The sequence below is a fragment of the Acetobacterium fimetarium genome (assembly GCF_014284475.1).
GTDB lineage: Bacteria > Bacillota > Clostridia > Eubacteriales > Eubacteriaceae > Acetobacterium > Acetobacterium fimetarium.
The window spans coordinates 1-26196 of record NZ_WJBC01000002.1 but is presented as its reverse complement, the minus strand read 5'-3'; the positions used below and the strand labels follow the sequence as shown (position 1 = coordinate 26196).

General features: G+C 48.5%; 19 protein-coding genes and 4 riboswitches. Of the genes, 4 read left to right on the top strand and 15 right to left on the bottom strand.

Translation table 11 applies throughout. The features are described 5' to 3' along the window. Positions 1-2 precede the first annotated feature (2 nt). The 12 genes from GH808_RS01410 to cobK form a co-directional block, all read right to left on the bottom strand. Positions 3-3329, bottom strand: coding sequence for a cobaltochelatase subunit CobN (locus tag GH808_RS01410; protein WP_186841025.1), 3327 nt, complete (start codon positions 3327-3329; stop codon positions 3-5). 9 nt (positions 3330-3338) lie between these two features. Next, the gene (locus GH808_RS01405; RefSeq protein ID WP_243166057.1) at positions 3339-5393 is read right to left on the bottom strand and encodes a magnesium chelatase subunit D family protein; all 2055 of its coding nucleotides are present in this window, start codon (positions 5391-5393) and stop codon (positions 3339-3341) included. Beyond that, complete coding sequence (locus GH808_RS01400; protein WP_186841024.1) at positions 5359-6414, bottom strand: magnesium chelatase ATPase subunit I; 1056 nt, start codon at positions 6412-6414, stop codon at positions 5359-5361. The genes GH808_RS01405 and GH808_RS01400 overlap by 35 nt, the downstream gene beginning before the upstream one ends. Before the next feature lie 16 nt (positions 6415-6430). Then, entirely contained in the window at positions 6431-7165 is a 735-nt protein-coding gene (locus GH808_RS01395) for an ABC transporter permease (protein WP_186841023.1), read from the bottom strand. Further along, a complete protein-coding gene (locus GH808_RS01390; RefSeq protein ID WP_186841022.1) occupies positions 7165-8004 on the bottom strand; it encodes an ABC transporter ATP-binding protein in 840 nt (279 codons plus the stop codon). The genes GH808_RS01395 and GH808_RS01390 overlap by 1 nt, the downstream gene beginning before the upstream one ends. A 57-nt stretch (positions 8005-8061) precedes the next feature. Next, positions 8062-11814, bottom strand: coding sequence for a cobaltochelatase subunit CobN (gene cobN / locus GH808_RS01385; protein WP_186841021.1), 3753 nt, complete (start codon positions 11812-11814; stop codon positions 8062-8064). 368 nt (positions 11815-12182) lie between these two features. Further along, complete coding sequence (locus GH808_RS01380) at positions 12183-13460, bottom strand: ABC transporter ATP-binding protein (protein ID WP_243166056.1); 1278 nt, start codon at positions 13458-13460, stop codon at positions 12183-12185. 18 nt (positions 13461-13478) lie between these two features. Next, the gene (locus GH808_RS01375; RefSeq protein ID WP_186841020.1) at positions 13479-14501 is read right to left on the bottom strand and encodes a FecCD family ABC transporter permease; all 1023 of its coding nucleotides are present in this window, start codon (positions 14499-14501) and stop codon (positions 13479-13481) included. A gap of 14 nt (positions 14502-14515) precedes the next feature. After that, positions 14516-15652 (bottom strand): ABC transporter substrate-binding protein, encoded by a 1137-nt coding sequence (locus GH808_RS01370; RefSeq protein ID WP_186841019.1) that lies wholly within the window; start codon positions 15650-15652, stop codon positions 14516-14518. Between the two features lie 119 nt (positions 15653-15771). Further along, a riboswitch (cobalamin riboswitch) is annotated at positions 15772-15967 on the bottom strand. A gap of 182 nt (positions 15968-16149) precedes the next feature. Then, positions 16150-16476 (bottom strand): energy-coupling factor ABC transporter substrate-binding protein, encoded by a 327-nt coding sequence (locus GH808_RS01365; RefSeq protein WP_186841018.1) that lies wholly within the window; start codon positions 16474-16476, stop codon positions 16150-16152. Next, entirely contained in the window at positions 16476-17228 is a 753-nt protein-coding gene (locus GH808_RS01360) for an energy-coupling factor ABC transporter permease (RefSeq protein ID WP_186841017.1), read from the bottom strand. The genes GH808_RS01365 and GH808_RS01360 overlap by 1 nt, the downstream gene beginning before the upstream one ends. After that, complete coding sequence (cobK, locus tag GH808_RS01355; RefSeq protein WP_186841016.1) at positions 17225-18034, bottom strand: precorrin-6A reductase; 810 nt, start codon at positions 18032-18034, stop codon at positions 17225-17227. The genes GH808_RS01360 and cobK overlap by 4 nt, the downstream gene beginning before the upstream one ends. 113 nt (positions 18035-18147) lie before the next feature. Next, a riboswitch (cobalamin riboswitch) is annotated at positions 18148-18342 on the bottom strand. Positions 18343-18414: 72 nt separating this feature from the next. Next, a riboswitch (cobalamin riboswitch) is annotated at positions 18415-18604 on the top strand. 171 nt (positions 18605-18775) lie between these two features. On the opposite strand from cobK, the gene GH808_RS01350 reads away from it, so the two are divergent. Both GH808_RS01350 and GH808_RS01345 read left to right on the top strand, forming a co-directional pair. Continuing rightward, positions 18776-19423, top strand: a complete 648-nt coding sequence (locus tag GH808_RS01350) for a hypothetical protein (RefSeq protein WP_186841015.1) — start codon at positions 18776-18778, stop codon at positions 19421-19423. Positions 19424-19481: 58 nt separating this feature from the next. Continuing rightward, the gene (locus tag GH808_RS01345) at positions 19482-19943 is read left to right on the top strand and encodes a EutP/PduV family microcompartment system protein (protein WP_186841014.1); all 462 of its coding nucleotides are present in this window, start codon (positions 19482-19484) and stop codon (positions 19941-19943) included. Between the two features lie 140 nt (positions 19944-20083). Here GH808_RS01345 and GH808_RS01340 read toward each other — a convergent pair whose 3' ends face one another. Together GH808_RS01340 and GH808_RS01335 are read right to left on the bottom strand one after the other, a co-directional pair. Beyond that, positions 20084-21757: a dynamin family protein gene (locus GH808_RS01340; protein ID WP_186841013.1), complete on the bottom strand. Its 1674-nt coding sequence runs from the start codon at positions 21755-21757 to the stop codon at positions 20084-20086. Positions 21758-21833: 76 nt separating this feature from the next. Beyond that, a riboswitch (Fluoride riboswitch) is annotated at positions 21834-21904 on the bottom strand. Positions 21905-22053: 149 nt separating this feature from the next. After that, complete coding sequence (locus GH808_RS01335; protein ID WP_186841012.1) at positions 22054-22992, bottom strand: substrate-binding domain-containing protein; 939 nt, start codon at positions 22990-22992, stop codon at positions 22054-22056. Positions 22993-23215: 223 nt separating this feature from the next. On the opposite strand from GH808_RS01335, the gene GH808_RS01330 reads away from it, so the two are divergent. Beyond that, complete coding sequence (locus GH808_RS01330; protein WP_186841011.1) at positions 23216-24277, top strand: AbrB family transcriptional regulator; 1062 nt, start codon at positions 23216-23218, stop codon at positions 24275-24277. A 1-nt stretch (position 24278) separates the two neighbouring features. Next, the gene (locus GH808_RS01325; protein ID WP_186841010.1) at positions 24279-25292 is read left to right on the top strand and encodes a type I glyceraldehyde-3-phosphate dehydrogenase; all 1014 of its coding nucleotides are present in this window, start codon (positions 24279-24281) and stop codon (positions 25290-25292) included. Positions 25293-25482: 190 nt separating this feature from the next. Here the strand turns inward: GH808_RS01325 and GH808_RS01320 are convergent, their stop codons facing one another. Then, positions 25483-25992: a ferritin-like domain-containing protein gene (locus tag GH808_RS01320; RefSeq protein ID WP_186841009.1), complete on the bottom strand. Its 510-nt coding sequence runs from the start codon at positions 25990-25992 to the stop codon at positions 25483-25485. Between the last annotated feature and the right edge of the window lie 204 nt (positions 25993-26196).

Genomic DNA, 26196 nt, shown 5'->3' with positions numbered 1-26196 from the left:
TGTTATTTTTTAAACAAACAATCCAGTTCCTGGATCGACGCGTTCCAGGCTGCCACGTCCTGATGACGGACAATTTCGATGCTTCCACCCTGGTAGTCGCCTTCCGACTTTTCCATCATTTCTTCCATGTCTCCCTCAATCTCCATATAGCTTTTCTGAAGTACTTTTAACGCCTCTTCACCGGGATTCCATCGTTTACGGCTCTGCAGCTCCAGAAAACGTCGCGTTATTTCTTCGATGGCAAAGGCATTGTTGTCTTTGAACCATCTGATCATTTCCTCATCACCGAGATAGGTTTCAACCACTTGATCAATGGCAGTATCGGCAATATTTTCGGTTACGCATTTCCATTCGAAAAGAGTTTGCATTTTGCGCATCAATTCCGCGGCCCCGGTATAACCCTTTTTCATGACCGAAGCATTCCATAGCGGATTGAAAAAGGTCTGAGTCATAATTCGTTTTATTTCATCTGCAGTTTTTGATACCACCACCTTCTTTTTATGATTAGAATTTCCATGATACTGTTTCAATTCATCATCCGTCAGCTGGTTTTTGACCATCCTGAAGCCGCCAAAAACGGTCGCGGAAAAACTGGATGACAGGATATTGAAGCGGTTATCGCTGGATGTTTCGAAAGCCACCTCCGACGAGCGGATATTTTCCACAAATTCTTTCTTGTATTCAGCGCCATTCAGGCCTTCGCCGTAGGCATAGCCGGAAAACATCGTAAAGATCTTCGCCAGTTCTGCTTCCGATTCCCAGGCGCTGGCCTTCAGGGCCAGGTCAACACCGGACCCGTATGCTCCCGGTTTATCCCCAAAAATGCGAATCGTCGAACGCCGGAACGCTTCCGAATCCGTTAGATCTTCATTGATGCTGATCGCATCGATTATCTTCAGCGTATTCTTCCGGACAAAATTCTGTTCGCAGGGTTCAACCAGTGCCGCTGTCATTTGAACCGCCTGATCCATCATCGCAATGATATCCGGGTAGGCATCCCGGAGCACACCGGAAATCCGCACTACCACATCGATCCGGGGGCGTTTCAGCACTGCCGGCGGAATCGCTTCAATATCCATGACAATCCCGGAGTCATTCCAGACCGGACGGACGCCCAGCAGTGACAGAATCTGTGCCAGCTGTTCGCCGCTGGTCATAGAGATATCCGTGGATGTCATATTGACGACCACTTTTTCCGGAAGCTTGCCTTCTTCCTGTCGGTAATGATCAATCAGCTGATTTGCCATCTCAGTGCCGACAGCATAGGATTCCCGCGTCGGAATTTTCTGTGTATCCAGCAGAAAAAAGTTGCGACCGGTTGGCATCACGCGCTCGAGGCCGTCCCGGGGGTTGCCCGCCAGTCCCGGCTCGATATAATCGCCATTTAAAGCCTTGACCAGACTCTTCATTTCGTTTTCTGCCGACCGCAGACTTTGCTGCACTGCTTCAATTTCATTGACTAGAACCGCCGCTTCCATACCATACAGGGCTTCTGATTCGAAGCCTTCGTCCTGATTTTCCTCCAGCACCCGGGCGATCAGCGACAGCATCGCCGCATGATACGCATCCTCGTCGGCATAGTCTTTTTTCAGCAGCGATGCCGTCAGACTGGAGCCATCAAGGGATTCTCTGATATAGGAAATCTGATTCTTCAAATCCGGAAGCTGACCAAAAATGTGCAGCTCCTGTTCCCACGACTGGCTGATCGACTGAGTCAGCCGGTTTTTGAGTTCACGAATACCGGTATCAAAATCCGCTTCTTTTGCAACTATTTGCAAATATACCGGTATTGCCGTAATTTCTTTTTCAATGCCGTTTCTTAACATAACCGCCTGATTGCTCCGGGCGTCCACGGCTGCCAGATAGGTTGCCAGCCTTTTAATCAGCCGCACACGTTGATAATCCGTTCCGATACAACTAGGCAGATAATCCAGAATGGTGGCGTAATTCCTCCTTTTGGGGCCCATTCCCTCGACGCCGATGCTGGCATTGTAGCAGTAGAAATTCGGCAGATTGCCGATCACCACATCCGGCCAGCAGAAACCGGACAAGGCGTTTATTTTTCCCGGCAGGTGTTCCAGACTGCCGCCGGTACCGACATGCACGATGGCATGAGCATTAATGACCGCATCAATATAACGGTAAGTTGCCAGATACTGATGCGGCGGCGGGCAGGATGGATCATGCAGGATTTTGCAGACCTCGCCGGTGCATTTAGGACCATAACAGCCTCTTTTGGGCTGGAGCATCACCCAGATATTGCCGAAATTCAGTCCGGTGATGATCAGTTCATTTTCCAAGACCATGCCCTCTCCCGGCGGCAGTCCCCAGGCGTTTTCCATCTGCTCTCTGAGCATCGGATCGAGCGCGTCATAAAATTGGAGATAGCCGCCGTCCCCTTCCATGGGCATCCGGTAAATGTCGCCGCCCGCTGCCACGATATTTTCCACTGTTGTCCAGCGAAAATCCTGATAAGCCTTTTTATCCAGCATCATTTTTTTTAGCGCCGGTCCATCCGCCGGCGGATTCTCAACCGTGTAGCCTTCATTTTTCAGGCTTTTCAGCATCCGGGCCACACTTTCAAATACGTCTAGGCCGACCCCCACGCCCAGCGTCGCCTCGACGCCGGCACAGGGTGAACAATGCAGCATCAGCACGATTTTTTTGTCCTTGTTGTCCGTCGCTGCCAGCATCAGCCGCTTCCTGATTCTGCCAACCAGGCGACTGATGCGTTCAGGAATCGGCTCTGCTTTAACCATATCTTCGGGATCGCTGCGCGCACCGATGATGACCGGTTCAATCATTCCCATCATCTCATTGTTAGTGAAGGACCAGGACATTTCAGTGGAAAGCCCCGCGCTGTTACCCCGCCATTGCGCTTCATCCTGCAGGCGACTGATTATCGGCTTGAAAACCGGGATATTCATCGCTTTGAAGGTATCGACACTTTGAGAAAACAGATCCCCGGGCTGATTGTTGCCGGTCGCACCCAGTGACTGAAGATTGATCAGCCCGTCAATGGCAAGCTTTTTTCCGGCCGAAAAATAATCCCTGATGATCATGCCAAAATCCCGGCCGCCGGCTTCCTGATCGGTCGTCATATTGCTAAATACTGGGATAACGCCGATCCCCTGGGCCTCCAGTTCCCTGATCAGGGCTTTTTCGACGGCCAGATTTTTCTTTTTCCAGTTCTGGTAATGGGTGAGCAGTCCCACCCGGCGCGTGCAAGCCGGTTTCTTGCTGTACCACTTCGCATAGGCGTTTAGCGACGCAAACACGGCTTCACTGTCTGGATGAAAAATGCCATCGGTGTTGATATTTCTTTCCACAATGCCCTCCTAAAATGATGATGCATTTGATAAATCACGCACCGCATCCGCCAGCACATCGGCGGCCAGATCTTCAATCCGATAATAACGGGCATTCATGCAGGCCGCCAGTTCTTTGGCCAGACCCAGTTTGATGAAGTCGACCTCGGTATCCACCACGATGGTCTGGATGCCCGCGGCGCTGATTCTTTGGCCGATCTCCTTCGCTTCCGAAAACGGATCGCCATCCATCAGGGCGGCATTGGTGCGACCGTCTGAAACCAGCACCAGAATCGGCAACAGGTCCTCATTTTTCCGCTGTTCATTTTTGATCACTTCATACCCTTTCAACAGCCCGGCCGCCAGCGGTGTTTTGCCGCCGGTCGGCAAATCTCTGAGGCATTTCTGGGCCATATCGACGCTCCGGGTGATGTTGAGCAGCACTTCCGCTTCCTTTTTGCGAAATGAAATCAGACCGACCCGATCGCGTTTCTGGTAGGCATCGGTGAGCAGCGAGACGACTGCGCCCTTGACCGTTTCCATCCGTTTTTTGGCGCCCATGGAACCGCTGGCATCGACCACAAAAACGATGGTGCTGCCGGTCCGTTTTTCCCTGAGCTTTTCGCGGATGTCTTCTGATCGGATCGACACCGCCAGGCCGTTTTTCTCGCGGACGCTCTGAAAAGGCGCAGCGGCCCGTAGGGTCGCATCAAAGGCCAGGTCGTTGATTTTATGCTGCGGGATCATGCTTTTGATGTACTGCCCTTTTTTGGCATCAGTTTTGGTTTTGATCCGTTTACCGTCGCCCTTTCGTTTCTTTCGGTCGATGGCTTTGATGTTCAGGTTCCTGACGATAAAGGTCCGGCCGATGGCATCAATCTGATCCATGATTTCACTGAGATCCGGCTCTTGCTCTTCCGGTTCCGGTGATTCATCATCATCTGATTCTGCTGGCGGATCCGCTTCGGTTTCTGGCGGCTGTTCCTGCTGCTGATTTTCCGGTTCCTCTGCGCCGCCATCTTCCTGATCATCCGGTTGCTCGTCATCAGGTTCCTGATTCTGATCGTCGTTTTCTTCTTGCGACGGTTCCTGCTCATCCTCACGGGATTCCGGTTCTTCCGGTTTTTCCCGTTTTCGATGGGGCAGCGCGTACTCGGCCGCTTCCTTGATGTCTGCGATGTTGATGTTCTGGCGGCCGTCACAGGCGGCCAGTGCTCTGGCCGTTTCAATCATAACCAGTTCCGCGCGGTTTCCGGCACAGCAGGCTTCATTGACAATATCCGCCGTCAGTTTCAGAATCGACTCGGAAATTTTGACCAGCGGCAGCTTTTTCTGCGCGTCAAGCACCTGATTCCTGAGCTCAGCGGCTTCTGTTTCCCATTTCCCGGCAAATTCGGCGGGGCCGGATTCAAAGGCCAGCCGGCGTCTGATGACTTCCTTTCGCTCGGCCAGATTTTTGGAGCCGCCAACCTCGACATAGATGCCAAACCGATCGAGAAACTGGGAGCGCAGAAAGCCTTCTTCCGGATTCATCGTCCCGATCAGGACGAACTTCGAATCATGCTCGCAGGATATGCCCTCCCGCTCGACGCGATTGACGCCCGAAGCGGCCACCTCCAGAATACTGTTGACGATGTGTTCACTCAGCAGATTGACTTCGTCGATGTAGAGAATATTGCCGTCGGCTTTTTTCAGGATGCCGCTTTCAAAACTCCGTTTCCCGCCGGCGACGGTTTTTTCAATATCGATGCTGCCGATCACGCGATCCTCGGTAGCATTGAGCGGCAGTTCCACCACTTTCATTTCGTTGGCGACCTGGTTCAAGCTCCTGACCAGCGTCGATTTGGCAGTGCCTTTCTCGCCGGCCAGCAGAACGCCGCCGATCTTAGGATTGACCAGATTGAGCAGCAATGCTTTTTTTACTTTTTCCTGGCCGATGACCGCTACAAATGGGAAGCGGTAGGAACGCGGCGGTGCCGCTTTACTGACGTTTTTCGGACGGTCTTTGAGCAACGGTACGGGCCCGCTTTTTTCTTTGCTTTCGCACTGGCTAAATGGCGTCATCCCGAGCACTCCCCACTTCATTGATAATCTGCTCAACCTTGCTGAAATTGAAGATTCCTTCCTCAAACGGGGTCCGTCGCATCCGATGCGGCAGCACCAGTTCAGCCGCTTCCTGCATATCGGCGGACGACACAGCTGTTAAGCCTTTGAAAGCGGCGATGGTCATGGCGGTTTTGATCATCGCGATATCCGCCCGGTGGCCATCCACATCCAGTTCGATGCTTATTTTCGCGGCCATCTCGAGCATATCATCACCGAATTGAACTTTCGGAAGCAGTTTTTTCGCTTTCAGAATGCGCTCCCGCAAATCCTGCTGGTCATCGATGAATTTATTTGAAAACATTTCTTTATTGTTTTCGTATTCCAGCCGGTTCCGGATCACTTCGATCCGTCTTGCGGTGTCCCGTTCTCCGATCACGTCCACAACCATACCGAAGCGATCAAGCAGCTGAGGCCTTAAATCACCCTCTTCCGGGTTCATGGTGCCGACCAGAATAAAGCGGGCCGGATGGGAATAGGAAACCCCTTCCCGTTCAATGGTGTTCACCCCCATCGCTGCCGAATCCAGCAGCACATCGACGATATGGTCGTCCAGCAGGTTAACCTCATCGACATAGAGAATGTTGCGATTGGCCTGAGCCAGAATGCCCGGTTCAAACTTCTTTTCCCCTTTTTTGATGGCATACTCGATATCCAGCGTGCCCACCACCCGGTCCTCGGTGGCGCTGACTGGCAGATCCACGACTTTCATGCGGCCAAACATTTCGACGAAGGTCCCGTTACTTTCATATTTTGACAGACAATCGCTGCACATGTTGGCCGGTTCGCGGGGATCGCACCCGAAAGCGCAGCCTTCCACCTGACTCCGGGTTGGCAGTAAATCCGCCAGTGCCCGGACGGCGGTTGATTTGGCCGTCCCTTTTTCACCCCTGATCAGAACGCCGCCCAGAAGCGGATTGATCACATTGAGAATCAGGGCCTTTTTCATCTGTTCCTGACCGATAATCCCCGTAAATGGATAGACTATATTATTATTTTTCATCTCTAACCTTCCTTTGTTATTCAACATTTTTGCAATGATGCGCGCCCAGGACAAACAGGACGATGAAATATGCGACCAGCACGCCGACATGCAGGGCCATCTGTTCCGGCGATTCTCCCGCTGAACGCAGTGCGATATTAGTATGCGTCAGCGGCAGCAGATAAATGATCCAGCTTAATACTTCCGGCATCTTGTCCACCGGGAAAAAGGTGCCGCATAAAAACGACATCGGTGTAATCACAAAGCTCGTGAACTTCGACATATCGGAATGGGAGTTAACCAGTAGTCCAACGAAAAATCCCATTGCCGAAAAGACCAGACAGTTCAGCAATGCCACCAGCACAAAATAGGGGGTGATCGCCAGATCCGTGGTGAAAACGGAAACCAGGATGATGATCAGTAGGGCCGAATATGCCCCGTAAAGGGCTCCCGCAATGATTTTTCCTAGGGCGTACACCGTCATGTTGATCGGCGATATCATGTAGGATTCAAAGGTTTTGTAAAACAGCCGGGAAATATTGATCGAACTGCCGGTATTGCTGAAACTGATCATCATGGTATTCATGCCGATGATACCGGGAATAATATAGGCCATATAGGACATGCCGTTCATCTGAACACTGCCGCCAAGTCCCCAGCCGAATGCAATCAGGTACAATATCGGTGAAACCATATTTCCGAGCGTTGTTGCCCAGAATTTTCGTCGGAAAACAACCGCCTCCTGCCAGAGAATGCCATATAAACCGCTCATTATGATTCCACCCTTCTGTTGGTAAATTTCAAAAACACATCCTCCAGATTGGAGGGACGGATCCGCACTTCGCCTTCAATGGTGCCGGCATAGGTATTGGCTTCTTCACGGGTGCGGAAAAATTCCTCATGGGTTTTGCCGTCTTCAAAATACTCCACCGTCACTTTTCCGACCTCCTCGATCAGGTTTAACGGGGTGTCCAGCTGCACCAGTTTGCCTTTGTTGATCAGGCCCACCCGGTCGCAGAGCACCTCCGCTTCTTCGATATAATGCGTGGTCAGCAGCACCGTCAGTCCGTTTGATTTCAGACGTTTCAGAAGATCCCACATTTTTCGTCGGGCGCCGGCATCCAGTCCCACCGTCGGCTCATCCAGCAGCAGCATCTCCGGTTCATGCAGCAGCGCTCTGGCGATCATCAGCTTGCGTTTCATACCACCGGAATAGGTTTTGGCCAGATCATCTTTGCGCTCCGTCAACCCGGTGAATTCAAGCAGCTCCGCTATTTTCTGGCGCCGTTTTTCCTTGCCGATATGGTAAAGGATGCCATGCACCTCCAGATTTTCCCAGGCTGACATTTCATTTTCCAGATTATTCTGCTGCGGCACCACGCCGATTTTTGCTTTGATCGTCGTCAGATTCCGATCAATACTTTCACCGTCGATCACAATATCGCCTGATGTTTTTGGCGTAATCGTACTGATCATCCGCACCGTCGTCGTTTTTCCCGCACCATTTGGGCCCAACAGCCCAAAGAATTCACCATCCTCGATGGTTAAATTAAGATGATCCACGGCGGTCACATTTTTATACTCTTTTGTCAAATCAACAATATTCAGCATTTTTTCCCTTTCTCTTCAATCATTTTCCAGTTCTTATAAACATCAAACAGCCACGTCCTATTCGCTGAAAGTTTCAAGATCGCCTTCAATTTCCATGTAGATCGAACGCAGCTTATCAAGACTTTCGTCTTTGGCCTCCCACATGCCCCGCTGGGCGGCTTCCAGCAGCCGCTCCGTCATATTCTGAATCGCCCATGGATTGACGCTTCTGATCCACTCCCGTCGTTCCTCATTGAAGAGGAAATTCTCACTGATTTTCTCGTACATCCAGTCCTCGACAATATCAGCGGTCGCATCCCAGCCGAAGACAAAATCGACCATGCCGGAAATTTCCTGGGCCCCCTTGTAGCCATGCTCCTTCAAGCCGTCAAACCATTTGGGATTTAAAATCCGCGCGCGCATGATTTTGGCCGTCTGTTCATTGACATTGCTCAATTTCACCCGTGTCGGATCGCTGCTATCGCCGCAGTAGGACTGTGGCTTCTGCCCGGATTCCGTCCGGACAGCGGCAATCAGACCGCCGTGGTAATTATAGAAATCATCGCTTTCGAGCATATCGATTTCCATCGACGATTCATTCTTCACGGTGATCTGCGCTTTTGACAACCTTCTGGCAAAGGTTTCGGTCACCTGCCGGCCGTGCATTTTACTGCCGTAGGCATGGCCGCCCCAGAAGGTGTAAATATTGCCCAGGTCCGTATAGCTGTCCCAGTTCTTGCTGTTGATCAGCTGCGTGACGCCGGCCCCGTAGGTCCCCGGCGGATCGCTGAAAATTCGCATTCCAGCTTCCTCCTGAGCGGTTTCCAGGCTGGCGCCGTTGTGGATCAATTCCCGCATTTCGTTCTGAAAATTGCGTTTGACAAAATTATCGTCGTCACTTTCATCAAGACCGGCGACCATGTTGACGGCTTCCTCAACCGCTTCAATGATGTTCGGGAAAGTATCCCGGAACAGCCCCGAAATCCGCAGCGTCACATCCACCCGTGGCCGCCCCAGTTCCTCAATCGGGATGACTTCCAGGCCGATGACCTTGTCGGAATTCTCCAGCCATTTCGGTTGAACCCCCAACAGATAATAGATCTCGGCAATGTCGTCGCCGGATGTTTTCATGGTTTCACCGGCATAGACGACGATGACCAGCGCCTCCGGATATTTGTTTTCATCCTTGACATAACGGTCGATCAACTGCTCTCCCAGCTGCCGGCCGACTTCCCAGGCAGCCCGAGTCGGCACGGCTGAGGGATCAATGGCGTAAAAATTCCGGCCGGTCGGCAGAATGCTGACTCGGCCCCGGGTCGGTGAACCGGCTCCGCCCGGCGGCACAAATTTCCCGTTGACGCCATGTACCAGATAGCGCATCTCGTCGGTTGTGGCGTCCAGTTTCGACACCACCGTTTCCCTGACAAACCTGAAAACCTGCGCCAGATCTGCCAGCTCCGAGTGGTCGGCCGCCGGAAAATAGACGCTCTTTTGCTCGTAAATGAAATCCGGCTCAAAATGGTTTTCAAGATACACGGTGACCAGCTCTCGGCTGATCTCTTCAACCGCGTTGAATTTCATCAGATTGGTGATACCCTGATCATCGACCGCCTGCGGTTCGTTTTTCAGCGTCTCATAATCGTAACCGCTGGCACGGCAGGTGGCCTGGGTCAGCGACGGCACTTTGCCATTGGACAAACGCAGCAGGGCGCAGATCAGCTGATGCCGTTTTTCGTCTTGCGGCACTTTCCCGAAAACATGCAGCCCATCTTTGATCAGCGTATTTTTGATTTCTTCCACCCAGGTATGCAGCTTGCCGACAAAGGCTGAAAAATCCGCCGCCATCGCCTGGGCGCTGATGTTCAGATCGCTGAGATAGTTCTGCTCGATCACAATCTGCTCGATGTTTTGCTGCACAATTCCCTGTTTGCCCGGATCGGTGCGCACTGCCCGGTAATACTGCTTGATCAGATCATCCAGTTCCGCCATTTCGTCATAGGAACCGCTGAGCGTCAAGGACGGTATCAGATGGTCCAGCAGCACCGCATCCGCGCGCCGTTTGGCCTGAATGCCCTCCCCTTCGACGTTGATGCTGTAGGGATAAAGATGGGGAATATTGGCGATGGTGACATCCGGATAGCAGGCGGCCGACAGCCCGATTTCTTTTCCAGGCAGCCATTCCAGCGTGCCATGAGTGCCCACATGCACGATCACATCGGCTTTGAAGGTGTATTTTATCCATTTATAAAAAGCAATATACTGATGGGGCGGCACGATATCCGTGCTGTGATAGACTTCCTCGGCCTTGTCCTCATAACCGCGGGCCGGCTGAAGTCCGATAAAAATATTGCCATTGAGAATGCCGGGTACCGGCAGCTGATCCCGATACACCATCTTTTCACCGGGCGGATCGCCCCAGTCCCGTTTCAGTTCTTCCCGGTTTTTCATCTCCAGCCGGTCAAACCAGCTTTGATATTCTTCTTTCTCGATGATGGCGACGCTGCGTTTGATTAACTGTTCGGCCGACAGCCACCGGGTATCGTTGCTGACGGCATCGATGATCTGCTGGATGATTTCATCGCCGCTTTCAAAATCATAGGCGGTGGTGATGCCGTTCTTTTTTAGATCTGCCACCATATCAAAAACGCTTTGCGGGGTATCCAGGCCAAAGGCGCAGCCGATCATGTCATTTCGCGGCGGCATATTGTGAAAAAGAATCGCCACCTTCTTTTCCCCGTTGTCCTTGCGCGACAGATTTGCCCAGTTGATCGCCAGCTCGCAGAGGTTGTGAACCCGGTCCGGAATCGGCCGATTGACGATCTTATCGCCGATTTCATCCGTGATCACCATCGCATAGGCGAACGTGAAGCTGATAATCTGTCCATCAAATTCCGGATAATAGACGCTTCCGGGAAATGACATCGCATCGATGCCGCGGAGATTTTCACACCAGTCATCGTAGCTCTGATAGGTGCTCAGCGCTTTAATCACCGGCACGTCGATGTCTTCATAAATACTGCGCGCGACGGTTTTTGAGCCATCCCCAGGATCTGACAGAATACTCTGGGAATGGCTCATGGTATTAATGATTACGTCAACGTTATTTTTTCCGTCAGTCATAAAAATATGATCCACAACCCACTTGAAACCCCGACAGCCGATCGCCGGCTGCGGTGCCGAAGCGGAATAAACCGCCAGTGGATAAGCGCCCTGTCTCTCCACTTCTTGAATCAGTGCCGCGATGTGCACCAGATTATTTTCCTGAATCAGCCGGCTGTAAAGCAGAATGCCGACAACTGGTTTATCGCTTTCTTTGGCCTCCTGCAACGCCGCCTCGATGCCGATTTCCCGATTTGGATGATAGATGCCTTCCCACTGGGAAGATGCCGGCTCACCGTATTTGATACTGAGCTTGCCGTAATACGCCGCCAGATATTTGAGCAGGTTCGTGCCGTTTGCCGGACTGGTATCCATCGCATATTTCTGTATTTCGCCATGTTCCATCAGCGAAAGACCGGATTTTTTGAGCGCCAGCCGGTTTTCTTCATCATAACCCGACCAGACAAAAAAACGTTTCCGGTTTTCGAAGTTTTCCATCACCGCCGCATAGCTTTTGAACTGAGTCAACCCGCCATGCATGAAGATGAAAATAAAATCAGCCTTTTCCAGTTTTTCCATCGCGCGGCTGTAGATTTCAGGAGCGCTGTCCATTTCCCGGCTGTCCAGAAAAGAAACGGCGATGTTTTCTGCTTCTTTTTTTAGCCGCTGGGCCGCGTCCTTCATATTGTAGGAATGGTCCATCGGTGAATGTATAAATGCAATATGGTACATAACGTCTCCTTACCCTGTTTTCAAAAGGTTGTTTGCTAATATCCGTACCGACCAATTGTTAATCTGTTGTCTGCTGCAGAATCGGACACTCTTCGAGATGTCCGCTCTGAGGCACAGAGCCTGCCCCTTAGGGTGCAACACGATGTAACAATTGTCGGTACTGCGTTTATGTCTAATGCGCTTAGAGTAGCCTGATTTTTCAGGCAATTGCAAAACGAACCATTGTTGCTTTGATGTCGGTTTCGCAATCAATTTGGTAACGTGTAGGCGAACAGTCGTTAGGCTGTCCGCCGTACAGTGTACAAATTGATTCGCGCAAACCGGCAGCGAAGCTCACACCACTTTCTCAATTGCCGTCTTCACGCTGGCTAGATGCTTGCCGCCAGTGAGCGGCGTTGCTTTCGTTTGTGTCCGTTGGCTGATCCGAATTTTAAGCGGTCGCTGTTGATCAGCGCACCGATATCATTAAAATATTCGACACTGCCGGTTTCGTGTTTTGTTTCTTTACGCAGACTGAGGATCGGTTTATTTGCATGGCGGGCCATTTCCAGCAGCATCCGATTCCGGTTGTTCTCCCCTTCCAGATCAAAACCGCTGTCGATGACCACTTCGCATTTCTGCAATGCTTTGCGGGCTTGTTCATAGACAAACTCGCTGACTGGCCGAAAACTCTTTTCAACAATGGTTTGGCTGGCGAGGCTTTTGGCCACCTGATAATCCACATCATTGTGGTACAGCACACCGGTGGCAAAGGAGATGCCCCGTTTATTAAGGGCCCGATAACAGAGCGTCCCGTAGCCATCGCCGCCAAAAACAAACACCTGTGGCTCCATGTCGCCGGTCTTCGGCAGTTCCACACTCCCCAGCAGCATGTTGAAGCTGCCGTGTTCAATGCCGTAAAGGTCTTTTATCACTTCATCATCGAGAATATCTTCCGGGCAGCCGTAACCGTAGACGTGATTGTCCTTCACCAGAATGATCTGATCCGCCAGTTTTGCCGCCAGATCGACTTCGTGGAGGGACAGGATCACCGTCACATTCTGTTCAACAGCCATATTTCTGAGAATACCCAGCAGCTCGATCTTGTGTCTGATATCCAGATAGGAAGTCGGTTCATCGAGGACGATGATCTCCGGCCGCTGACAGATGGCCCGGGCCAGCAACACCCTTTGTTTCTGACCGTCGCTCAGGCGGATGAATTCCTGCTCCATCAGATCCAACACTTTGACGGCTTCCATCGATTCCGCAACGATCCGGTTATCCTGCTCGGTCAGCTTTCCAAAATGATTGGTGTACGGATAGCGCCCGGTGGCCACCACTTCACCGCAGGTCATCAATTCCGGCGCCACCTTGTCAGTCAATACCACCGACAGTTTTTTGGCCGTCTCGACGCTGCTGAAATGACTCATATCCTCCTGATCGATAAAGACCGTGCCGGCAATCTTGTTTAAATGGCGAGTAATGCTTTTGAGGATGGTCGATTTTCCTGAGCCATTGGGCCCGAGCAGACACAGAATCTTGCCTTTTTCAACGCCGATGTTGATATTCTCAATCAAGGCCTTGCCGCTGTATCCGACTGCTAAATCTTCGGTTTTAAAATACATGTTAAATTTGGGGCCGCTGCCACCGGCCCCTTCTCCTTTCATAAAAATAATTGACCATTTCTATTTTTTCTTCTTGAGCAGCAGCCAGATAACGAAAGGCGCGCCGAAGAATGCGGTTACGGTGCTGATTGTCAGCTCAGTTGGCGCAAACATCGTGCGCGCCAGCAGATCGCTGAAGGTGCAGAAGACAGCGCCGGTTAAAAAAGTCGTCGGGATGATGATGATCGGTTTTGATGTGTTCATCAGCATTTTTGCGATCTGGGGGACGGCGATCCCGACAAAGGCGATCGGTCCTGCAAAGGCCGTGACGGTTGCCGCCAGAAGGCTGGAAAAGAGTACCAGCAGCAATCGAAACAGTTTGATGTTGATGCCCATGCTCTTGGCATAGCCCTCGCCCAACTGATAGGCGCCAATCGGTTTAGAAAGCATCATCACGGCAAACAGCGAGCTGAAAATCACAATTGACATCACCCGAATATCCGACCAGCCGATGCCGGAGAAGCTTCCCAGTGACCAGTTTGTCAGATTGGCAATCTCATTTTCCTGGGCAAAGTTGATGAAGAAATCGGTGATCGCCGAACAGATATAGCCGATCATCACGCCGACCACCAGCAGCATCGACATATCCGTCACTTTTCTGGCCGCGGCCATGACAAACGCCATCGATACAAGCGCGCCGACAAAAGCGGCCAGGACGATGATTCCCGCCGGTATGGTCTTGACATAATGCATCAGCACAATCATCGTGAAGCCAACAAACATTTTCGATCCCGATGAAATACCCAGCACATAAGGCCCGGCGATCGGATTTCTGAAAAACGTCTGCAGCAGATAGCCCGCCACCGACAGGCCGCCGCCCAGAATGGCGGCGGCCAGCAGGCGCGGCAAGCGGATCTTCCAGATGACATTGCTCTCCACCGAACCTTCATTCGCTCTCAAAACGATGATATCGAAGATATCCTTCACTGACATGTGCACGGTTCCAGAATTGATGCTGAACACCACGGCGGCCACTAACCCAATCAACAAAAATATGCAGACAAGTTGATAACGTGCGATTTTACCCAAGTTGCTCTTTTTCATCTTTCCAATCTTTCTTATTTCAATCGATAGAGATAGGTTAAATCATCATGCGCATGATCCGTCGCTGTAATCGCCGTATTGATGTCTGAAATCATGTTTCCCAGGGTGCTGGTAATCTGCCAGAAACTCTGTTGGGTGCTCCAGACATTGCCGTTTTTGACGGCCTTCAAATCGGCAAACAGCGGGTCTTTCGCCACCAGTTCAGAAAGCTGGGTCAATTGTTCCGACGAACTGAAATCGATGTAAATGATATAATCCGCATCGATGGCGGTCTGATAGAAAGTCTCCGCGTCCATTTTGGTTGTGCCGCTCTTGTCCGCATTGAAATTAGCCGGGTAGTACACGCCGCCGGCCAGTTCGATCATTTTAGCGAAATAGTCGCCGCCATTTCTGACATAACAGCTGCCATTGCTCGTCCGGTAGAAAGCCAGCACGGTTTTACCGGTGGATTTTGCATCAATGGAATCGACGACCTTTTTCTGTTCATCAAACAGTTTCTGCGCCTCATCTTCTTTGTCAAACAGGATGCCAAAGAGTTTTGCCCACTCAACCCGGCCCAGCGGATGGGATTCATCGGATGAACGATCCACCAGACAGTTGAGTCCCAGTTCTTTGAATTTATCCGCAACTTCCGGATGACTATCCAGCATGCCCGAATAAATCAGCAACTGCGGCTGCTTTGCGGTCAGCATTTCATAATCAGGCGTATCATAATCGCCGACATAGGTGATCTTGCCGGCATCCATGGCAGCGCCGACTTTATCGATGTACCAGCTTTCTCTTTTCTGCGTTGTCAGGGTGACCGCATCCAGGGCTCCGATATCCGTCATCAGCGATGCAGCGGTGGTTGATCCCAGACAGACATTTGTCAACGGCAGCTGCAGCACCACTAAATCCGCATCCAGATCCTTCGGCACGCTTTTTCCCTCCGGTACCGTCAGATAACGGGTGCCGTCTTTCAGGGCAATGATTTTGTAGCCGCCTTTATAATTGTCGACGGTAAAATTCTGGGCATATTCCAGTTGCATACTGGAGTCGAATTCCAGCTTGCCATCCACCTTGTCCGATGCGCTGCTGCAGCCCATCAGGAAAAACGATCCCATCACGATCAGCAAACACAGCGAAACCGCTATTTTTATTTTTCTTTTCATTTTAACTCCTCTTTCCATTCTTCTGTTGCGGCATAAAAAAAACCTCATTGTCTCCAAACAAGACAATGAGGTCACGAAAAAATGCGTGTTTTAATAAGCCTCCTCCATCTCTCGTAGAGTCTGAGTCATAAAAACAGGCAGGTCTTCTGGCTCAAGCGTCAACGTTACCTCCTGCCTTCCCAATAAATTAGTGGCATTCCTGGAGGAACTCTTCTCTTACAGCGGCGGGACCGCGTGGGATTTTCACCCATCTTCCCTTTTCACCGGCTCATAATACATGCGATTACAGCCGACACCTGTTTTTTTAACGATTCAATTTTACTAATTAATCACCGCTGATACGGTTTTGGTTTTTCCACAAACCCCGTACCGATCAATTGTTAATCAGTTGTATGCTGCAGAATCGGACACTCTATGAGATGTCCGCTCTGATGCATACAACACGATCTAACAATTGTCGGTACTACGATCGTACTCTGATGACCGTTTCTTATCGCTTATGCGGTTTTGTTTTTTGTTTTGTCTGCCAATTTTTTTCGTTCCACAAATCGGCCCATCACAAAGGCGATGATGCCCACGCCGATACCGGTCTGGACACAGAAGAGCAGACTTTCAATTTCGCCCGGCAATTCACCGCCGATGGCTGTTTCCATCACCGGGGTAAACCAGGGTTCGTATTCGCTGCCGGTCATCTCCGAAATCGCAACGCTGCCGGCATCATCCGAACCCCCAAATTCAGCCCCTTTGAGCATAAACAAAGGAACGACGGCGATCAAGACGACAATCAGCAATAAACCAATCACTGTTTTTTTTGTTTGTGTCATTAATTTTCACCTCCTGCTAAAAATCCAAGATCGGATAATTCCGATGCAGCATAGGTTTCCAGACCCATCACGATGACGACCGTCAGAATCCCTTCGATGATGGCCAACGGCAACTGAGTCGGGGCAAAGACAGCCAGAAACTTGACGACCGAAGCACCGATCCCACCGGTCTCGGACGGATAGGCGATTGCCAGCTGAAATGCCGTGACGCAATAGGTAAACAGGTCACCGATGCAGGCGGCCAGAAAAATGCCGACATTTTTGTTGAGCTTTATTTTTTTACATAAAATGTAGATGCCATAGGCCACAAAGGGGCCAGCGATGGCCATTGAGAAGGTATTGGCGCCGAGCGTTGTCAATCCGCCATGAGCCAGCAGGATGGCCTGGAAAACCAGGACGATAATCCCCAGAATGCTGACGGCTGCCGGTCCGAATAAAATGGCACCCAGTCCGGTGCCGGTCATATGGGAGCAGCTGCCGGTCACGGATGGAATTTTCAGCGATGACAGGACAAAAACGAAGGCCCCGGCCATGGCCAGAATCGTTATGGTTTTGCGGTTTGCTGCGACCGTTTTCTTGATTGAAAAATAGCCGGCTACCAGAAACGGGATACAGATCACGCCCCATACGACGCAGAATGTTGGCGGCAGGTAGCCTTCCATAATATGCATGGCATTGGCCACCGGTGAGATCCCGAAAACCAACGCAATGGCTGCCACACTGGCAATAAATCTTTTTTCTTTGCTGTTCATTTTGTCTCCTTGTATGTTTTTTGATTACTTATTGATAAGTTCTTTGTTTGGTTGACAAATTCCATGATCTCGTCGATGGAGCTTGTTTTGTTCGTACATTGCTCTTCGAGACGGTCAACCAGGATGGTCTTCATCCCCAGTTTATCAGCGGCATTTATTTTATCGACGACGCCGCCCATATTGCCGCTTTCCTTGGTCACCAGCACCGCGGCATTGCAGTATTTAAAGAGTTCAATGTTAAGCGCCTCATTATAAGGCCCTTTGATGGCGATAATGTTTTTGGGATTGAAACCCAGCTTTTCGCATTTGCACAGTACCTTCCAATCCGGCAGGATTCGCAAAAACACCCGCTGGTTATAATCCGGGATCTTCGTGAACGTCTCGATCTTGTTGCTGCCCAGCGTCAGCAGAATATTTCCTGCACACTGAGACAATACCTCACAGGCTTCCCCGTAATTTCTGACCACCACGACGTTGGGGTTATCATCATAATTGAGCTTCTCCCGCTCAAAACGGATGTATGGCATGTTGGCCGATTGGCACACATGGATCGCATTGCGCGTGATCTCACCGGAAAACGGGTTGGATGCATCAATCAGACACTGCGGTTTTAATGCGTTGAGCAAACTTAAAATCCGCTCTTTATTGAGTTTTCCCTGATAAACATTCAAATGCTGATAATCATCGAGCATCCGGCATCCCATCCGGGTTGCAACGGTGACTGCGGTGTCGACATTCATTTCCAGCAATCGCTGAATGACTATTTTTGCATCGGTCGTCCCTGCTATCACTAAGACATCTGACATAAGTCCTCCTTAATCAAAATTTATTGAAATAAAAAAGCCCCATTATCTTTTACAAGAAAATGAGGTCACAAAAAAATGCATGCCATAATAAACCTCCTCCATCTCTCGTAGAGTTTGAGTTACTAAAGCAGGCAGGTCTTCTGGCTCAAGCGTCAACATTGCCTCCTGCCTTCCCGATTAACGGTGGCATTCCTGGAGGAACTCTTCTCTTACAGCGGCGGGACCGCGCGGGATTTTCACCCTTCTTCCCTTTTCATCGGCTTTTAATACATGTGATTATAGCCGACACCTGTTTTATTAATTTTCAATTAGTTAATATTATAACAACTAACGTGTGTCTTGTCACGTTTTTTTTTAAATCTGTATAAACATCTTGATTAATGCGCAATTTTGGTTTATGATCGTTGCAGGAAAAACTTTTACAAAAGAAACGCAGTGCAAATCTGCGACAGTTTCTTTGCTACTGTAAGGAGAATATGGACGTGTTCAGTCATTGGATTATCGATCCGAGAAGGCTGTATACCGAATGTCCCTCCAAGTCAGGATATTTTTGTGAAAGCAATATCTGTTTGAAGCTTCAAAGAAGGCGGAAAATTGTGAGCAATAGCGTGAAATGTCAGGCTTGTGTTTATTGGTTGAGCGCGACATCGATCATCACAGTATTTGAAAACCTTTTTTTGAAAAAGGTTTTTTTGTTTTTTTGAAGGAAGCTAACAGAAATCAGATCGAAAAGAGGAAACCATGAATAATGTCGTCATCAACAAAATACCCGTGGAAGCGAATATCGAAAAACTGCTGCCCCAAAAGAACTTTGAAGCTGATTCTCCCATCTATTATGAGTATCTGCATGCCGCAGATATTTTCACCAGAAGAATTCAGCCGATAGCCCTCCTGAAAGCGTGTGAAGTGGAAGCCATATCCGGCAATACCATTCTCATTGACGGTCATGTCTATCGCAGCAAAATGCTGCGTCATCTGCTCAATGACAATCAGACCGTATTTCTGTACCTGCTCACGATGGGTGAAATGCCTGCCGATCTTACCCGTACCGAGACGTATTTTGTTCATTCGTTAAAGCTGCCGGTAATGGTTGCTGCCATGCAGCAATTAAAAAAGTTGGTGCGGACCGAGCACCACATCGAAAAAATCGGCATGGTCAATCCCGGCCTGATTCCGGACTGGTCGTTACAGGCCAATCAAGCCATCTTCACCAGCTTTGGCAGCGCCCCCCAAACCATTGGGATGGAAATAACCAAACACAGTATGATGCGCCCGCTTTACAGCTCGTCAGGGATTCTTTTTGAGGATTTTCAGCACTACTGCGAGTGTGAAACCTGCACCATTGATGCCTGTATCGGCCGGGAATCCCGGTTCAACCAGACCACCTGACCGCGGACTTCACAGGCACTGCTTGAGAGGGATTTTTTAACACAACAGGAGGATTTTTATGGCCACTAATAAGAACCGCGTCGCGTTGATCGGACGAATCGGCAGCGGAAAAACAACATTATTTCAACGGTTGACCAATGAATTTATTGTCTATGGCAAAACCCAGCAGGTCAGTTATTCCGAACATTTTATTGACACCCCCGGTGAATTTGTCGAATTGCCCTGTTTTCGTCCCCAGGCCATTAACGTCACGTGTGACTCAGGGCTGATTATTCTGATCAATTCCAGCACCGATGCCCAGAACTCAGTTCCTCCCAATTTTGTCTGCACCTACAATGCCCCGGTGATTGGGGTCATCACCAAGATCGATCACAGGCACTGCGATCTGAAGCGAAGTCAACGTTACCTGACCTATGCCGGTATCCATGCCAACAATATTTTCCCCGTCAGTGCCATTACCGGCGAAGGAATCGCCGCGCTCAAAGCCGTTATTCAACAATATGTCACTTTTGAGTCCTGATCAGAAAATCCATATCCACCTCAAAAACCCGGGCGACCCGCTTCTATACCTTGATTGACGGTTCGCGTTCGGCCATTAAACGTCCCCGGCGTTAAGCCGAGGGCATCGTTTGAATCGGGCCAGCAAAAATTTTTCGGTTGTTATTCACTCAAAACATTCTTTAAGCCACTGCAAATTCTGTTTAATTCTTCAATTTTTTCAGCAAGTTCCAGACTGGTGCTTTCTTTGTCGATGATGACGCGATTCACCAGATTCTCGATTTCCATTTTCAGGGAATCGGTCTCATCCGACAGGATATACTTGAACAATCGCAAGCTTTCGCGAATTTTGTATTGATAATTATAGATCATGTTGTTCAAATTGAGATTGACATCATTCTGCATTTTCTTCAGAAACCGTTCAGTTATTTTTTTGTTCGCAATTTTCCGCGGCATCAAGTAGACAAAATCATTGATGTCAATCAGAAATGCCCCAGCTTTGCTGTTGATCCGCACATAAAAGTCTTCCTTTTCCGAAAGGGTGTGGACGGTTTTGTCATAATGATAGGCGATGCCAAAGAGTGTTTCGATAGTTTCTTTCAAGAAATATTTGATCCTGTCAATTTTTTTATTGATAAAATCGGCGGCCTGATCATATCCCGCTTCCAGGATTGATAAACCCAGGTCGCTCAATTGGTTCAACTGTCCGTATAAATCAGTTTCCAGGATTTCTCTTAAAGCGCGTTCAAATTCCCTGGGTTTTTTATCACAATTACCCGCAGCGGCGCGATTCAACAAGACTGTTAAGTCGTCAACGATCGCGATGGAATGGGTGTTCAGGGACACCTGAATCTTTTCAAGCAGTTCCTCAACATTCTGAGTCAGATAAAACATGGCTTCTTTGATCATCTGATCAAGATTTTCGAGTTTCTGATTGAGTTCTTTGTTTTTCGCTTCAAGATTATCAATCGGCAGATTCAATGCTGCCTTGTATAATTCAAGCTGCGATAACGCCCTGGCCAAAACCTCATGCAACTTGATGTGAACGGAATCCGCTAGAATATCATCAGCTGAAGTTTGGATATCCTGTAAAATTCTAGAAAACAGCGCGTCAATACCAATGTTTTTCTTGGCACTGATAGGCGCGAGATGGAGCGTCTCCACGTCCATCATCTGACATAAAATATCATGGCAGTAGCCCAGATAGGCTTCAAGATCCACCGAACTGACCGTATCAATCTTATTTACGGCAAAATAGAATTTTGCAGCATGGTTTTTCGCCGAACAAAGAAATTCCCGTTCAATCTCATTGATCGGACTGTCAACCGAGAGCATAAAAATGATGGCATCGCTGTCTTTCATAAAAGAATAGGCTTCATCGGTATTATGCTGGTGCATTGAGCCAACCCCGGGTGTATCGACGATGATCAGCCCATTTTTCAGAAAATCATAGGGCAAATATAGATTGACAAACGGCACCCCTTTTATATTAACCGGATTTTCCTGTTCACTGATGAAGGTTCCCAAAGAATCCAGGGAAACGGTCTCTTCATGACCGTCAAGAAATAATACCGTCGCATAACCGCTACCGTATTGTATTTTTGTCACCACCGAAGTGACCGGAATGATCCCCACCGGCAGGATATCATCATTCAGAATGGCATTGATAAATGATGTTTTACCGCGCTTGAATTGCCCGATCACAGAAATGGTCAGTTCTTTGTTTTTCAGCTTTGTCTGAAGCTGTTCTATTTTTTTGATGTAATCTTCGCAGATACCAGAACGAATCAGGAATTCATGGGCATCTGCCAACCGTTCAATCATTGTTTTATTCATTGCTTCCCTTTCCAGAGCCCTAACGATCGTAGCAAACCGTTAATCATTTCAAAAAAAAATGATGCCCCCGCAAAATTATTCTGCAGAAGTCATCAGCATGGTTGCATTTAGGCGTTGGCCAAGGCGAACTTCATCACCTTCTGTAACATTGTAATCGATCTTCTGCCAAATTTCAATGAAAAAGGTAAATACGATCACTGATGACTTCTGCACAAAGTGCGGAAATCATCAGCTTTTTTTGTTATTCAGGAGGCCTTATGAAATTTAAAAGTATTTTGTATCAAAGACAAATTTGACTAAGTTTCCATCACGATTTGACCCATGCGGCTGGCATCATAACCCCCAATTTTGTCAAATTCTTTTTTAAATTCATTCGATCGAATAATTTTGAACATCGTTTTGACTTCCGGCGTATTCCAAAGCGACTTTTTGATAACCAGGTCATAGTGCTCTTTTTGCATCGGTAAAAATTCGATATTGTCAACTTGGCGGGCTATTTTTTCATTGCCGACGCCGACATCAACCTCACCTCGACCCACCGCACTGGCCACAGTTAAATGAGAGGATGTTTCATTTTGGTAGCCATTGACTGCATCACTGTCAAGGCCCAGCAATCGCAGCTGTTCATCAAGTAAAACGCGGGATCCGGCGCCCTTTTCACGATTGATGATTGAAATATCCTCACGCGCTAAATCCGCCCACCCTTTGATCTTCTTCGGGTTCCCCTGTTTTACATAAAAACCCTGCCTGCGACCGATGAGATGAACAATGATACACGGTATCCCCGGCAGAAAACTCCGGACATAGGAGACATTATACTCATCCAGATCACTGTCCCACAAATGACAAGAAGCGACTTGAACTCTGTCATGATACAGCGAAAGCAAACTTTCAAAACTGCCAATGTAAGCACGCAAAGCAGGGATGCCGTTAAGACGGAGATAATTTGATAAGACATCCAGAATCAAATCCTGGCCACTGATCACAAAACTTCGCTCACTTTGTAATCCGTTGAAGATCAGCTCTTCGTTGGCAAAACTTTTCTTCAAAAATCCATCCTGCTGATTTCTGGCTTTATCGATGTAAGTATCGATATCCTCCTGGGTGAATCGTATCTTTCGACCAATCTTATAATAATTGATTTCTTCTTGGTGGATCAGTTTGTAAATGGTGCTCTTGCTCACATGCAGTATCTCCGCTACCTGCTGGGTTGAAAATGCCTTTTCCTTTTCCATCCTCTTTCTCCTGACTTGAGTTTTATATCATTTCGCATCATTTCGTTTTGTTTCGCATATTCCGCACATCTGTATCTTATATTACACCACATTTCGTTGTTTTTCAATAAATCCAATGCTAAAATAACAGATATTCGTTGAAGCGAATGCTTATAAAATATATTTTATCGATCATTTGACATTATTTCATCATATCTAACATCATCATTGAAGGAGAAATTACATGCTTAATCTTCTGCTAACATTGTTATTTGGGGGCATCCTGGGATTTATTTTCAACAGGTTAAAAGTGCCTGGCGGCTTTTTGATTGGTTCGATGATTGGCGCAGCGACATTGAATATTTTTCTTGCTGCTGCTTATATGCCAAATCAAACAAAAATCATTGTTCAAATTATTGCCGGGGCTTTCATTGGCTGCATTATGGAGAAAAGCGACGTCAAGCGTTTACCGCAAATCTGGAAACCGGCCCTGATCATGCTGATCGCTTTGCTGATATTAAATCTGACGGCGGGCTTTTTAATTTATTATACCAGTCCTTTGGATTTAGCAACCGCGCTGATGTCAGTTGTCCCCGGTGGAATCAGTGACACCCCAATCATCGCGGTTGCAATGGGGGCTGACGGGCCCAAAGTTGCCGTGATGCAATTGGCCCGTCAAATCCTCGGTATCGCTGTGTTACCGGGACTTATCTACGCATGGGATCAACGCATCAAAAAAAGCCATGCGCCAGCAACCAGAGCAGCTTATACGAAAAAGCGTCAGAAATCGAACACCAAGTCCTGGCAGGCGTTTCTTTGTACCTTGGCGGTGGCCACAATTTTCGGTCTTTTAGGGAACGCTTCCGGCTTACCCTCGGCTACCTTTGTCTTTCCCATTATCTCGGTATTGGTTCTAAAATTATGTTTTGACTTTGCTTACATACCCCGCTGGGCCAAGAAAATTGCCCAGGTGCTCAGTGGTTGTTACCTTGGCAGCACCATCAGCAGTTCCAATCTATTGGAATTGCGCTATCTGCTGTTGCCATTGTTGATTGTCATTGTCGGTTATACTGCCAACTGTTTTCTAACCGGCAAGCTGATCAGCCGTGCCTGCGGGTTCACTCAAAAAGAAGCGATGCTGATCACCACCCCTGCGGGCGCATCAGATATGGCGCTGATAGCGGCAGATCTGGGCGTCGAAAACACGGATATTATTATTTTACAGGTCGTGAGAGCCGTCGTCGTGATGACGGTTTTCCCGCAAATCATCGGTTTAATTTTACGTTTTACACAAGGAGGATTATAAAATGACAGTAAGAATTGCAATTAATGGCTTTGGAAGGATTGGCCGGATGGCTTTTCGGCAATTATTTTTGTTGGAAGAATTTGAAGTTGCCGCCATTAATGATATCGCCCCACCAGACTTGTCGGCTTATTTGTTAAAATTTGATACGACACAAGGGCCGTTCGAGCAGGCAGATTACGTTGATTCGGGAGATAATTATATTTCCGTGGACGACATCAAAATTCCGTTTTTTCAAGAGTCCGATGCTTCTCAATTACCCTGGGGAGAATTGAACATCGATATTGTCCTGGAATGCTCAGGCGCCTACCTCAGCAAGGAAAAATCACAGGCCCATCTAACTGCCGGGGCCAAAAGCGTGGTGATATCGGCGCCGGCCGGAACCGATATTCCCACGATTGTCTATGGGGTGAACGAAAACATCCTTTCAAATAAAGATACCATCATTTCAGGCGCTTCCTGTTCCACGAATGCTTTGGCTCCGATGGTTAAAATACTCAATGATTATGCCCCCATTAAGAGCGGCATGATGCTGGTTGTCCATGGTTATACCGCTACCCAGATGCTCCAGGACAATGCCCAGAAAAAAGGCCATTTTAGAAGATCAAGGGCGGCGGCTGAAAATATTATCCCGACCACAGCCGAAGCCGCAACAGCGGTCGGCAGGGTGATCCCTGAATTAAATGGGAAACTGCATGGTTCTGCCGTCAGGGTACCGGTTCCAGTTGGGTGTCTGATTACCTTTACCGCGGTCGTCATGGGATCAAATATAACTGCCGATGCAATCAACAAAACCATGAAATCATCCGCTTCGCAAATCTTTGGCTATACTGAAGAAGAGTACGTTTCCTCTGATATCGTTGGCAACACGTTTGCCGCTATTTTCGATTCCACACAAACACTGGTCAGCAAAATCAACGACGATGACTATCAAGTACGCGTTGCCGCATGGTTTGATAATGAAAATTCGTTTGTCAGTCAACTGATAAGACTTTTAAAATACTATTCTGATTTATAAAACAAACCAAAAGCCCGGCAGCTGCGCTGCCGGGCTTTCACAATGACACGTTTTCAATTGAACCCCGGGATTTCCCTGCGGCGGTTCTTTTTTTAACACCATGCTCAGTTATGTGTTTTTTGAGCTGATCTGGCGGCGATTTTCATTGCTTCTTTCGGACCTGTATCTTTTTTATCGTTTTCACCAACGCTTATCTGTTGGCGGCCCGTTCAAATGCCGCAAGATGACTTTGCGAAGCATTCCTTAACGATTCAAACACTCTTCTCACCTCAGTGGGAAGGTTTTCTTCGAGAAAGCGATTGTACATCTCGATATTCTTAATTTCGGCATCGATTCCTATTTCGTAACTCTGTTTCAACGAATCCGGAATCACTACCTGAGCTTTGGCATCGTTAGCCGGCACGGCCAGATTTGAGGTGCCAAACAAAGGTATTAACGCATTGATATGTTTGGCTTCTGCGGTCACGATATTTTTGTAAGGTTTGATCGCACCAAAGGTCTCAATAATGCCACTGTACTCTGCTTGCGCGGCGTATTCATCCTGAATCGCATAGGTCAGCATTTCTTCAAGGGTGTAGCTGTCATCAGCAAGAGCACCGGCTGAACCGTTCGGCAATTCTGTCGCCATCGCTATTCCTGTCGTTAACAATATCGTCAGGGCCAGCGTTGCTGATGTGATTAATTTCACCAATTTCTTCATGATACTCAACTCCTTTTTATTTTGCTATGATGCTCTCTTCTTTGTGTGATTATCATATTCCCCATCTGTGTCAATTGTGCTGTTAGAATATAAATAGTACAAGTCAAAATGAGAAAGTCCAAAATAGAAAAACATGATAAAATAAATCTATCAGTAAACGGAGGATCTCATTATGGCAAAACACTATGACAAACAGTTTAAGCT